The sequence below is a fragment of the Peribacillus sp. NPDC096540 genome, from assembly GCF_050278525.1.
Classification (GTDB): domain Bacteria; phylum Bacillota; class Bacilli; order Bacillales; family DSM-1321; genus Peribacillus.
Genome location: NZ_JBNNTG010000003.1, coordinates 124636 through 137489, shown reverse-complemented (window position 1 = coordinate 137489; position 12854 = coordinate 124636). Strand labels below are relative to the sequence as shown.

Genomic DNA, 12854 nt, shown 5'->3' with positions numbered 1-12854 from the left:
ATAGAATTGAAAAGAGGCCTCTAAGGCCTCTTTTCAATGTTGATCATTGATGTCGATTTTCCGCACAAACCAATAAATCATAGTATGCCCCGCCCCGACGATCAACAGATATATTGGCAGAATCTGTTTTAGATCAAAAAACATGACTGACAGAATAAAGCCTAATATAGAAACGATTCTTCCAAAATGAACGAACAGATCACGAACTACGATATATTCAATTCTCATTTCTGCGGCATTCCAGGCACGGCCTATAATATCATAAGTCAATGATATATACGGTACGAGTAGAATTGGGTAGGCTATTGCAACGATTGCCCCATAAATGAGTAGCTTTCCGAATGTGATGTCAAAAGCAATTAGCAAGATCCCTGCATACAACAGGATTCCCCCAACAAGAATTGCTTTTTTTCGCATCGGCTGTTTTATATATCGAGAAGCAACAAAATAAGCAATAAAAGATATAGCTGAATTTAAGAGCCCATAACTGCCCAAAGCAAGTTCACTATCCGTCTGAATAAAAACAATAATCGAAATGATAAACATGAATGTTCCTTCTCGTATCCCTTGAAAAAAGTGAGCACGAGTTATTAAAAGCCAATTTCGATTATTCTTTCGTTCCTTAATTATCCGTATGAAAAAGTATTTCCCATGAGCCGGACGCCTTTTTAATGAAAAGCTGAGAAACACTGCTATAGAAAACAACAGTAACGATAATCCGAAAACAATAGAATAACCTGTGAATTTCTCGAGCCTCGAAATGATAAACCCTGAAAGAATGGGACCAACCATCCCACCAAATGAAGATAAAATCCCTAAAAAGCCATTGAAGAAGTCTCTTGTTTCTGGTTCCGTAATCTCAAAAGTCAACACATTATAAGCAAGCCAATAGAACCCATACCCAATCCCTAACAATGCACCAAGTAGCCAAATAAAATCCGTGGCCCGTGTGCCAACCAAAAGAACTGATAAATAAAATAGGGCCAAAAAGATAACACCTAAACGCAGGACAATGATCCGGTCTACTTTTTTCGCTAATCTGCCAGCGAATACAAAGGTTAGCGGTTGAAAAAGCACCACGGTTAGATTATATACGGCAATATCAATAATTTGACCGGATTGTTTCCACAGATACACATTAACAAATGTATTGGATAAAGCGATACTGAGGCTGTACAGGCCGCCAATCAGCAAGAGGAGGTGCAAATCCTTCTTCGCTCCCGCTTCACCCATCCATCTCTCTAAAATACCCATTGTTTTAACTCTCCTTTAAATTCCACTCTAGTGTTTGAAAAAACAAGGGTATTTATGTGAAAAAGTAAAGAAAACTCTTCGATTGGCTAGCCTGTAAGGCGTAGACAGAGATGTAGTTGCCGCCCTTACACTTTTTACCTTAATAGTCACTACCTTGAATTTTCTCCTCCGCAACGGGTAATAAAAGTGTAAAGAAAACTCTTCGATTGGCTAGCCTGTAAGGCGTAGACAGAGATATAGTTGCCCTTACACTTTTTACCTTAACCCGTTACTACCTCGAATCTTCTCCTCCGCGACGGGTCATGAACAGTGTAAAGAAAACTCTTCGATTGGCTAGCCTGTAAAGCGTAGACAGAATAAACAAAAGACGGGAATCCAATAAAAGGGATTCCCGTCTACAGTTTTTTTATTGCTTGTACAATTTGAACGTTGATTGGAACGTAGGGCACTCGCTTTCCGCGGACGGTCCGGGAGCCTCCTCGGCTTGCGCCTGCGGGGTCTCCCCTAGACGCGCTTTTCCCGCAGGAGTATCGCACCTTCCGCTCCAATCAACTTTGATATAAAATTTAGATAGAACCTCTTTTGCCTACAGTCTTTTTTGTTTTAAATTGGAAGTATTACTTTAAGGGGACTTAAAAAATTGTCGTTGCAGGCGATGCTCACTTTCGCTGCCATGAATTTAAAGAAGATGGCCAATTGGACATGGCAAGGTCCAAAAAAGGCCTAACATAGTGGGCTCGTAGCGACCCAATTCCTTAATATTGGGCAAAATTCAAAGGGAATTTCAAAAGGGGTTCGGAATGTTTTAATTCCGAACCCCTTTTGTCTACAAACTGAGACGGGAATCCCCGTAAAAGGGATTCCCGTCTCTTAATTCTTACTAATTATTTAGCTGCGCTGTAACGTTTTGCAACTTCATCCCAGTTAACAACATTCCAGAAAGAATTGATGTATTCAGGACGACGGTTTTGGTAGTTTAGGTAGTAAGCATGCTCCCAAACATCCAATCCAAGAAGTGGAGTTTTACCTTCTGATAATGGATTGTCTTGGTTCGGTGTGCTTGTTACTTCTAACTCACCGTTGTTTACAGCAAGCCATGCCCAGCCAGATCCGAAACGAGTAGTAGCCGCTTTTGCGAACTCTTCTTTAAAGCTGTCAAAACTGCCAAATTTAGAAGTGATAGCATCTGCTAATTCACCAGTTGGTTGTCCGCCACCGTTTGGTGAAAGGATTTCCCAGAATAATGAGTGGTTAGCATGTCCACCGCCATTGTTACGAACAGCAGTACGAACAGCTTCAGGCACTGCATCAAGATTAGCAACAATTTCTTCAACGCTTTTGCTTAGAAGTTCTTGGTTGCCTTCTAGAGCATTGTTCAAGTTTGTCACATACGTGTTGTGATGCTTAGTGTGGTGAATGTTCATTGTTTCTTTGTCGATGTGTGGTTCTAATGCGTCATATGCATACGGTAATTGTGGAAGTTCGAAAGCCATAATAAAATTCCTCCCTATGTAAGCTGTTTTTTTGAGGGCTCTAGTTCTCGAAAGATACCTAAAGCTCGCTAGCAATAGAGTATCAAATTTTTGAAACGGTTTCAAACCTTATGCCTCATTTTTTCAATTCAATTCTATTTCCTATGAGAATACCACGAATAAAAAATACGCAATCATCAAAAGTTGGATGATACCTTTTGTAATCACACTGCTTATAAAGCCGATAACGGAACCAAGACCGATTTTAGATGCAGTAATAGGGTCTTTTTTATGGACTAGGATTTCTGCCAGGAATGCACCTATAAAAGGCCCTATTAATATCCCGACAAATGGTATTACAAATGGTCCGACAAGAAGCCCAATTGTACTGCCCCATATCCCTGCTTTAGTCCCGCCATATTTTTTGACCCCGATCATGTTTGCGATATAATCTGCTGCGAATAAGAGAATAACAAATAATATTTGGACCGTCCAAAAGAACCACCCAAATGGTTCGAAGGAATAAAATAGCCCATATAACAAAATCCCCCCAAATATAAATAATACGCTTGGAATAACTGGGAAAATTAATCCGACAAAGCCCACTATGAACATCAGGACAATAATTATCCAAAATATTGTATCCACAATTAAAAACGCCCTTTCACATTTCATTAATAATATGCCTCTATCTCTTCATAATTACCTGTTTACAGATATGTGAAACCATTGAAGTAGAATACAGGTTGTTTTATTTTTACCATGTAGTTAAAATTGGGTAGGTGTATATTACATTAGATAGGTGCTGAAAACATTGAACATATTCAAACAACTATGGGTAAGCTTATATTCTCCTAAAGATATCGCTTCCTTTCAAAACCAAGGAATTGGAAAAACGATTTTATTTGTATTTTTATTAAGCCTTGTTGCCTTTCTCCCTTCAGCTTTCTACTTCGGTACAATGGTTGTAGATGGGATTGATGCGATGCACGAAACAGTAGCTGAAGATTTGCCGGAATTTGAAATTAAAAATGGCACATTAACTTCTGAAAGTAGCGAGCCATTTATCTTGAATAAAAACGGGTACCAAATTTTTGTTGACGGTACAGGGACATTGACCCCAGAAGATGTGGGCTCTAAAGCTGATGAGGCAGTCGCCCTTTTAAAGTCCGAGCTGGTTTTCGTATCTGGTGGTAACGTTCAAACTTCTCCTTACTCCCTTTTAGAAGGAAATAATCAGGACATATCCATTTGGCTTGATTCAGTCGATTCTGTACTGCCAATTATCCTTCCGCTACTGCTTCTCATATTATACCTGTTTACTGCTTGTGGAACATTCATTAAAGTGACAATCCTAGCTGCTTTTGGTCTTCTTTTCAAAAGCACCCATGGTCGTTCTCTTGCTTATAGGCATCTATGGAGAATTAGCGCATACAGTATTACACTTTCCACTATTTTCTTTACCATTATGGACATCTTTAAGGCAAATGTTCCATTTGCTTCGCTCCTTAGCTGGTTTGTGACATTAATTATGATGTACTTATCGATTAAAGAAACATCCGATGTTAAGGAATAATGAATTATAGTGCTAATGAATTGCAAAAACCCGCGCCGATTAGGCCCGGGTTTTTACTTTGGAAATATCACTGCTACTCTTTTATATACAATCACTCAGTTGTCATTTAGTTTATTAAATGATTGGTCTGATGCCAAAGGAAATCACTACTTCCTTAACACCAACTTATATAAAAAGTATTTTACACAACAAAAATAAACAAAGTCGTACATAAACTACTAATATTCATTTGAAAAATCTGCCCAATTTTAGGCATAATCTTTAAACATTCCAAGTATATATGTATTAAAGAAAAGCTTGGGAGGATGGAAAAATGAAGCGGCTACTGCTTTTTATCTCATTCTGTTTCATTATATTTATTATTTATTTTGATTTAACCACAGGTACACTGCCGGCATCCCATCCATCAACCTCTTCAGTCGAGCCATCTGTTCCGGCAAGTAAGCCTGCATCTGTCCCTACAGTGGCTTACAAAGAAATCACTACCAAACCTGGTGATACATTACTCTCCATCGTTGAAAAAGAAATCGGCGCATCAAACCAGCCGATTGAAACAATTATATCTGACTTTCAAGGCCTGAACGAAGGGTTGAAGCCCGAACAAATGCAAATTGGTAAAACATATAAAATTCCTGTTTATAAATAGCTATAAAGGGTCAAGGGCTTCCAAAAGCTCCTTAGACTTGTCGTAAAGTATCCAAATACACCTAGAAAAACGGCATACTTTCTTGATACAAAAAAAGATAATGCATCCTATTCCTTGTAAAGCGGTATGTACATTGATACAATATTTTAGAGAAATAAATTAAAAATCAAAACTGATTTTTTCCTAAAGGAGAGAATTCCACTTGAGTGAAATCATACATCGCACTAAGACGCGGCCAATTAAAGTCGGAAACTTAACAATTGGCGGCAATAATGAAGTTATTGTACAAAGCATGACCACAACAAAAACACATGATGTTGAAGCAACAGTTGCAGAAATTCTTCGTCTTGAAGAAGCTGGTTGCCAAATCGTACGTGTCGCCTGTCCAGATGAAAGAGCGGCTGATGCCATTCCTGAAATAAAAAAACGGATAAACATCCCACTTGTAGTTGATATTCATTTTGATTATAAGCTGGCACTTAAAGCAATAGAAGGCGGAGCAGATAAAATCAGGATTAATCCTGGTAACATCGGACGACGTGAAAAAGTTGAAGCAGTTGTTAAAGCTGCGAAAGCAAAAGGAATTCCGATTCGTATTGGAGTCAATGCTGGTTCTCTCGAGAAGAAGATCCTCGATAAATATGGATACCCAACTGCCGATGGCATGGTTGAAAGTGCCTTACACCATATCAAGATCCTTGAAGATCACGATTTCCATGACATCATCGTTTCCATGAAGGCTTCTGATGTGAATTTAGCCATCGAAGCATATGAAAAAGCTTCAAAAGCATTCGATTATCCTCTACACCTGGGGATTACGGAATCAGGTACACTGTTCTCTGGAACTGTAAAAAGTGCTGCCGGACTAGGTGCCATCCTAAGCCAAGGTATCGGAAGCACAATGCGTGTTTCCTTAAGTGCTGATCCTGTCGAAGAAGTGAAAGTAGCCAGGGAGCTTCTAAAAGTATTTGGACTTGCTTCTAACATGGCTACTTTAATTTCTTGTCCTACATGCGGACGTATCGAAATTGATTTAATCTCAATCGCTAATGAAGTCGAAGAGTACATCCAGACGATTAAAGCACCTATTAAGGTATCTGTTCTTGGTTGTGCGGTAAACGGTCCTGGTGAAGCTCGTGAGGCTGATATCGGCATTGCCGGAGCACGTGGTGAAGGTTTACTGTTTAGAAAAGGTCAAATAGTACGTAAAGTGCCTGAAGAAACGATGGTCGAGGAACTGAAAAAGGAAATTGACAAAATCGCTGAAGAGTACTATGAAAAACAAAGAGCTGAAGCTGCTGCTGCAGCATTAACTAAATAAAAAGAAAGAAAAAAGTCTCGAATTTTATTTTCGGGACTTTTTTCTTTCTAATAATGCACTAACTAATTGCAACCGCCTTTAGAAAAGTCTTATGCATAAAATTTGTGTTGATTTCAAAAAAAAAGCGCCTTCAATGCCATGAAAACGACATCGAAGGCTAGCTTATGCTCCTTTAAAAGAACGGCAAAATAAATATGCCGACAATGATGGAGACTGCACCTATAACTATGGCCCATGTACCCATTTTCGATCCTCGACTGCGAGCAAAAATACCAACAATAATCCCCACAGCCCCTAAGATGAAGGGCATCATAAATAACGATATAATGGAGATGATTAAGGATATAACCCCAACAACGTTTCCACTTGAAGTTCTATCTTCAGAATCAACTGACTCGTCATTATATCCTCTTCGCTGAGGCGGTGTTGATATTTCAGCAGAAGTTTCTTCACGATAGCGGTTATCCGCCTTTACAGTAGACTCCCGATTTTCATATCGCCTGTCATCTGCAGCTGTATCCTCATTATAATAACGTTCATGATGTTGATCATCTACAACGGCAGGTACACTTTCCTCTTTCGATTGCATCTCATCGCCAATACTGGAGTATTGATCTTTTTCCATTCGTGCATCCCTCACTTTCATTTGTAGGAGCATTTATAGTGTATGTAAAATCTATAGAAACCACCGTGAAAAAGGTTTCATGTCTTGGAAATAAATATGGTTTTTTTCCATTGCTAAGTTGGTATATGATACACTATTACAAGTATTGAAAATGAGGAGAGATTCATCATGAAAAAACGTTTTGGTATTGATATAGACGGGACTGTTACAAGACCTGATACCATGGTCCCCTATTTAAATAAAGCTTTTCAGCTGAATTTAGCTTATGAAGATATCACCGAGTATGACTTATTCCCTTTTGTGAATGTACCAAAGGAAGACTTCACCAAATGGTTCATAGAAACCGAGCCTCTCATTTATTCCGAATCTATATTGGCTGAGGGAGCAAAAGATGTATTGGAAAAGTGGACAGACCAAGCTGACTTATTTTTTATCAGTGCCAGAAGCACGCGTCTGCTGGATGTAACAAAGAATTGGTTTTTAACGAATAAGGTCATTTATAACCACCTAGAATTGGTAGGTTCACATGATAAAGTTGCTACAGCCAAAAAATTTGCCGTCGATCTCTTTTTGGAGGACAAGCATGATAATGCGGTAGCTATTTCTGAAGAATGTAAAATACCCGTAATTTTATTTAATACCCCTTATAACCAAGATCCTGTGCCAGATAGTGTGATTCGAGTCAACAATTGGCAAGAAGCCTCTCACTGGGTGACTAATTGGATGGCAGAAAAGCCCGTTACTATTAAATAAAAAGAAAAACCATTGACTGAAGTCAATGGTTTTTACGCTTCAACAGAAACACTACATGCAGGACAGCGTCCATAAATTTCAAATTTATGGCCTGAAACATCATAGTCCTTCAAACTTTCCTGAAGTTCTTGCATCGGGCACAATTCAATTTCTTTCGTTTTACCGCAATTCAAACAGATGAAGTGGTGATGGTGTGAAGAATGTCCGCATGTATAGCGAAAATGCTTTTCTCCTTCCAACTCTGTCGCCTCAAAGATGCCGAGTTCGACAAACAAGGACAGATTACGGTAAATCGTATCAAAGCTTAAGCCTGGATAGTCCTGCTTCATATTCTCCAACACATCTTTAGCGGTTAAATATTTATCACTGGAAGAGAAAAGCTGAAGCATTTCTTCTCTCTTTCCTGTATGTTTAAAGCCTTTATCTTTTAGTAATTGCATGGCAGTTGTTACGTTCAAAACATCACCCCATCTATCGATTTTTCCACTTATCAAACAAAATTGATAAGATGAGAATTAGCACAGCGATTATAACAATTGTACCACCTGGAGCGAGATTAAGGTTGTATGATAAAAATAATCCGCCGATGACGGAAATTTCACCGAATAATACGGAATAAACAATCATCTGCTTAAAACCCTTCGCAAAGCGGAGGCTAGCTGCTACCGGCAGAGTCATGAGTGAGGATACTAGCAATATTCCAACAATCTTCATTGAAGCTGCAATGACCAATGCTACCATGACAATAAAAATAAAATGAATCGCTTTATAAGGTATACCAGATGCTTTCGCATGTTCTTCATCAAATGATAACAGAAATAATTCTTTATACAATAGGGTAAGCATCAAGGCAACTACTATCCCCACTGCCAAAATGACATACAAATCTGAACGGCTGACTGCACTGACACTTCCGAATAAATATCCATATAAATCCGTATTGAAACCATTAGCAATTGAAATAAAAATTACACTAAGACCCATGCCTCCGGACATAATGATTGGGATGGCAAGTTCTTGGTAATGCTTGTACACTCCTCTTAATTTTTCAATAAATAAAGAACCTCCAACCGAAAAAGCCATCCCTATATATAGCGGATTCAATCCAGCAAGTGATAGAAAGCTCTTCTGAAGCAATAAACTACATGCTATTCCAGCAAGTGCTACATGACTGAGTGCATCGGAAATCATTGACATCCGTCTTACCACGACAAAAACGCCTACCAATGGCGCAATCGCTCCGATGATGATTCCAGTCAAAAAAGCGTTCTGCAAAAATTCAAATTGCAATATCCCCGATATCATTGGGCTATCCTCCAAAACATTTTAATGATTATGATTTAACAATTGGACGCCGTGCCCATAAATTGACGACAGTTCTCCCTCATCCAAATCATTATATTCACAGGCATCCCCATGAAAATGAAGCTTTTTATTCAAGCAGGCGACATGTGTGACTTTATCGGTCACCGTACCAACATCATGAGTGACTAAAATTAGGGTAATTCCTAATTTTTCATTTAACATTTCCAGCATTTCGTAAAATTGGTGAACGTTCTTTGAATCCACTCCGACCGTAGGTTCATCCAGAATCATCAATTCGGGCTCACTGACTAGTGAACGGGCAATGAACACCCTCTGCTGCTGGCCTCCGGATAATTCACCAATATTGCGATTCTGATAATCGAACATGTCCACAGATTCCAAAGCTTTCTTTACCTTGAGCTTGTCATCTTTGCTTGCAAATTTAAATAAACCGATTTTTTTAGTCAAACCGCTTTGAACCACTTCAAACACCGTAGCAGGAAATCCTGAGTTAAAGGAGTTCGCCTTTTGAGAAACAAACCCGACCTTTTGCCAATCTTTAAAGCGTCGTATATCTTCCCCAAATATTTCAATTTTTCCTTTTTGGAGCTTCAACAAACCAAGTAGTAACTTCAAAAGTGTGGACTTACCGGATCCATTTGGTCCGACAATTGCTAAAAAAGCCCCTTTAGGAATTTCAAGAGAAACATGCTCCAACACTAGATCTTTTGTATATTTGTAAGATATATCTTCTAATTTAACAATTGGGTTTACTACATTATCCAAAGAGATCACCTTTTTTTTAAGAATCATTACGATTAACAATCGTTAGTATAAATCAAAGAAGTTCAGATGTAAAGAATCCAGCCCTCTAATCAAGAGCTTTTTCGCCCTGAAAGACCAAAATTCATTATTTACATCAATTTCTCGAGCATCAAACAAAGTTTCAAGTTCAAATACAGCTTCCTTCTTCATATGTTTTAAAAAAGGAGGAGATCGTTTGAAATTATTTGAAATGATGGTCAATCATAAAATTAACCATATACGACCCGATGAACTACTTTCCCTTGCGAGGCAGCACAATGTTTCACTAACTCAAAAACAAGCACAAGATATCAGCGCACTTCTAGCAGGTAAAAACATTAACATTTTTGATATACGTCAAAGACAGAACGTTCTTGGTCAAATTACTAATGTAGCCGGAGCCAGCACAGCAAGGGAAATTGAAACCCTCTTCAACAATCTTACTTCCAATTTCTAAATACTCTGCTGACTGTCTGTCTTAGTTATCTAGGCGTTTGTTCACATTGAAAGTAAAATGAAAGGACGATTCATCGTTATTTCGATGAATCGCCCTTTCATACATTATTATTTTTGCAACTTGATTTTTTCCAATAAATCTTCTTCGAATTGATTGTTCTTAAACATATCAATTTCAAATTTATAAGGTGCCTTTTTGTCTTTCTTGTCTTCTCCTACATAAGGTGTTTCCAGTATTTTCGAAACATCGTTTAATTGCGGATGGTGGACAATATAATTCAACGCATTAAAACCAATATGGCCAAAACCAATATTTTCATGGCGGTCTTTACGCATACCGCGTTCGTTTTTGCTGTCATTGATATGAAGGACCTTGATGCGGTTAATACCGACTAGTTTATCAAATTCATTTAGTACACCATCGAAATCCTCGACGATATTATATCCAGCATCATGAGTATGGCATGTATCGAAGCATATCGATAACTTATCATTATGGGTTACACCATCGATGATCATCGCTAACTCTTCGAAAGAACGGCCACATTCAGTTCCTTTACCTGCCATCGTTTCAAGGGCAATTTGAACTTTATCATCAGCAGAGAGCACTTCGTTTAAGCCTTCGATGATTCTCTTGATTCCGAGTTCACTGCCTGCACCAACATGTGCACCTGGATGAAGAACAATCTGTCTTGCACCTAACGCTTCTGTCCGGTCGATTTCACTACGTAAAAAGTTGACTCCCAGCTCATATGTGGCTGGATTCGTCGTATTTCCGATGTTGATGATATAGGGGGCATGGACCACGATATCACTCATTCCATTTTCCTCCATATGCAATCTACCGGCTTCGATATTTAAATCCTCGATTTTTTTACGTCTTGTATTTTGAGGGGCTCCCGTATAAATCATGAATGTGTTGGAGCCGTATAAAACCGCTTCTTGACTCGCAGCAAGAAGCATATTTTTCCCGCTCATTGAAACATGCGATCCAATCTTCAGCATTTGATTACTCCCTTATTTCTTTCTCTGTATACGACGTTCACGTTTTTTAAAGTTTTCCACATCACGTTGAATTTTCTTCTTGTAACCAGGCTTAACTTTAGTTGGCTTCTTAACATGCCTACTTGCTTTAACATCAATATCAGATTTTTGTTTCTTACGGTTTTTCCGTTTATTACGCTCTTCTATATCAACCCAATCGCCGTTTTGGATATCGGCATCACGAAATTCGATTCCCATCTTTTCAAGACGGTTCAATGAATCTTCATCAGATGTATCATAGATTGTTGCGGCGATACCTGAATATCCTGCGCGAGCTGTTCTACCTGTTCTATGGATATAAAAGTCCAGATCTGATGGCAATTCATAGTTAATGATATGACTGACACCTTCAATATCGATTCCACGCGAAGCTAAATCTGTCGCAACAATAAATTGATATTCCAAATCTTTGATCTGCTTCATCATTTTTTTACGCTCACGAGGTGTTAAATCTCCGTGAATACGACCGACATTCAACCCTTTTTCAATCAAGGAATTAGCCACATGATCCGCCATTTTTTTGGTGTTTGTGAAAACAATCGCCAAATAAGGATTATAACGAACAATGATATCATGCAGTAACTGCTCTCTGTTACGATGGCGGAGCGGGACTAAGACATGTTCAATTTTTGCAGCAGTCGCCTGTTTAGGGTTCACTTGAACATATTTCGGATTCTCCATATATTTATTCAAAAATGGCTTTAATTTTTCTGGTATAGTTGCCGAGAAAACAAGCATTTGAATTTTTTCAGCCATACGGGATGCAAATAAATCGACATCTTCAAGGAATCCCATGTCAAGCATAAGGTCAGCTTCATCCACTACCAGCATTTTTGCTGTATACACTTGTAAGGCCTGAGCTTCTACCAAATCCTTAATCCTACCAGGAGTCCCAATAACCAGTTGTGGCTGTGTCTTTAATTTATCAATCATACGCTGTTTATCAGTACCACCAATAAAGCAACGGACTTGAATCTGCTCATCCTCAGGGAAATGGTCCGCAATTTTCAAAGCTTCTTTGTAGATTTGGTTCGCTAACTCACGGGTTGGTGCGGAAATAATCGCTTGAACTTCATTTTTACCAGCATCAAGCCTGTTCATAATTGGCAGCAAATAGGAATGTGTCTTTCCTGTACCTGTCTGCGACTGTCCTATTAAGCTACTTCCCTTTAAAAGCGACGGAAGCACGCGTTCTTGAATTTCCGTTGGCTTATCGAACCCTAAAGTACGAACCGCATCTAGAATGTAGCTTTTCAAATTAAATCGTTCAAATTGGTTTTGTTTCATCAAAAAACTCCTTTATCCTTGTCAGTCAATAGACATGTCCTGTTATTATAATAAATTTTATACAAAAAGCGCAAGCGCCTTGGTTAGCTCGTGAAGAAAATAGGGATTGATCTATAAGGCGCTTTTTGCCTTATCAGGTCCATCATCTTTTTCACAACGAGCTAGGCGCTGAAGCCAGATTATACAAAAAGCGCAAGCGCCTTGGTTAGTTCTCTTTAATTGGACTCTTGCAAACGAAAAGCCCCTGTCCTGGCCATAGCGTATCCCCCGCAGACATGGAGCTAAAAGACTACCGTTACCATCTTACCTTC

14 protein-coding genes are annotated in these 12854 nt (G+C 38.8%); 5 read left to right on the top strand and 9 right to left on the bottom strand.

The window, feature by feature from the left end; genetic code table 11:
• Positions 1-33 precede the first annotated feature (33 nt).
• From ACQKMR_RS04535 to ACQKMR_RS04525, 3 genes are all read right to left on the bottom strand, one after another.
• Positions 34-1254, bottom strand: a complete 1221-nt coding sequence (locus ACQKMR_RS04535; RefSeq protein ID WP_427696211.1) for an MFS transporter — start codon at positions 1252-1254, stop codon at positions 34-36.
• 884 nt (positions 1255-2138) lie between these two features.
• Positions 2139-2747 (bottom strand): superoxide dismutase SodA, encoded by a 609-nt coding sequence (sodA, locus tag ACQKMR_RS04530; RefSeq protein ID WP_053346971.1) that lies wholly within the window; start codon positions 2745-2747, stop codon positions 2139-2141.
• Positions 2748-2888: 141 nt separating this feature from the next.
• On the bottom strand, positions 2889-3374 hold the full coding sequence (locus ACQKMR_RS04525) for a DUF456 domain-containing protein (protein WP_427696210.1): 486 nt from the start codon (positions 3372-3374) through the stop codon (positions 2889-2891).
• Positions 3375-3540: 166 nt separating this feature from the next.
• Between ACQKMR_RS04525 and ACQKMR_RS04520 the strand changes: the two genes are divergently transcribed.
• The 3 genes from ACQKMR_RS04520 to ispG all read left to right on the top strand — a co-directional run bounded on the left by ACQKMR_RS04520 (position 3541) and on the right by ispG (position 6269).
• Entirely contained in the window at positions 3541-4302 is a 762-nt protein-coding gene (locus ACQKMR_RS04520) for a DUF1189 domain-containing protein (protein WP_427696209.1), read from the top strand.
• A gap of 313 nt (positions 4303-4615) precedes the next feature.
• Positions 4616-4948 (top strand): hypothetical protein, encoded by a 333-nt coding sequence (locus ACQKMR_RS04515; protein ID WP_427696208.1) that lies wholly within the window; start codon positions 4616-4618, stop codon positions 4946-4948.
• A 211-nt stretch (positions 4949-5159) separates the two neighbouring features.
• Entirely contained in the window at positions 5160-6269 is a 1110-nt protein-coding gene (gene ispG, locus ACQKMR_RS04510; protein ID WP_180320478.1) for a flavodoxin-dependent (E)-4-hydroxy-3-methylbut-2-enyl-diphosphate synthase, read from the top strand.
• Positions 6270-6441: 172 nt separating this feature from the next.
• Here the strand turns inward: ispG and ACQKMR_RS04505 are convergent, their stop codons facing one another.
• Positions 6442-6894 (bottom strand): DUF4190 domain-containing protein, encoded by a 453-nt coding sequence (locus ACQKMR_RS04505; protein WP_427696207.1) that lies wholly within the window; start codon positions 6892-6894, stop codon positions 6442-6444.
• 168 nt (positions 6895-7062) lie between these two features.
• Here ACQKMR_RS04505 and ACQKMR_RS04500 point away from each other — a divergent pair, with 168 nt between their 5' ends.
• On the top strand, positions 7063-7647 hold the full coding sequence (locus tag ACQKMR_RS04500) for a 5' nucleotidase, NT5C type (RefSeq protein ID WP_427696206.1): 585 nt from the start codon (positions 7063-7065) through the stop codon (positions 7645-7647).
• A gap of 32 nt (positions 7648-7679) precedes the next feature.
• Here the strand turns inward: ACQKMR_RS04500 and ACQKMR_RS04495 are convergent, their stop codons facing one another.
• The 3 genes from ACQKMR_RS04495 to ACQKMR_RS04485 are packed head-to-tail and all read right to left on the bottom strand — an operon-like array spanning position 7680 to position 9738.
• A complete protein-coding gene (locus ACQKMR_RS04495; protein ID WP_427696205.1) occupies positions 7680-8105 on the bottom strand; it encodes a Fur family transcriptional regulator in 426 nt (141 codons plus the stop codon).
• 13 nt (positions 8106-8118) lie between these two features.
• Positions 8119-8952: a metal ABC transporter permease gene (locus tag ACQKMR_RS04490; protein WP_427696204.1), complete on the bottom strand. Its 834-nt coding sequence runs from the start codon at positions 8950-8952 to the stop codon at positions 8119-8121.
• 21 nt (positions 8953-8973) lie between these two features.
• On the bottom strand, positions 8974-9738 hold the full coding sequence (locus ACQKMR_RS04485) for a metal ABC transporter ATP-binding protein (RefSeq protein WP_427696203.1): 765 nt from the start codon (positions 9736-9738) through the stop codon (positions 8974-8976).
• 214 nt (positions 9739-9952) lie between these two features.
• Here ACQKMR_RS04485 and ACQKMR_RS04480 point away from each other — a divergent pair, with 214 nt between their 5' ends.
• On the top strand, positions 9953-10213 hold the full coding sequence (locus ACQKMR_RS04480; protein WP_427696202.1) for a DUF2624 family protein: 261 nt from the start codon (positions 9953-9955) through the stop codon (positions 10211-10213).
• 107 nt (positions 10214-10320) lie between these two features.
• Here the strand turns inward: ACQKMR_RS04480 and ACQKMR_RS04475 are convergent, their stop codons facing one another.
• Positions 10321-11217 carry a deoxyribonuclease IV gene (locus ACQKMR_RS04475; RefSeq protein ID WP_427696201.1) on the bottom strand — a complete coding sequence of 299 codons (897 nt, stop codon included), beginning with the start codon at positions 11215-11217 and terminating at the stop codon, positions 10321-10323.
• Between the two features lie 12 nt (positions 11218-11229).
• Positions 11230-12543, bottom strand: a complete 1314-nt coding sequence (locus tag ACQKMR_RS04470; RefSeq protein ID WP_427696200.1) for a DEAD/DEAH box helicase — start codon at positions 12541-12543, stop codon at positions 11230-11232.
• Between the last annotated feature and the right edge of the window lie 311 nt (positions 12544-12854).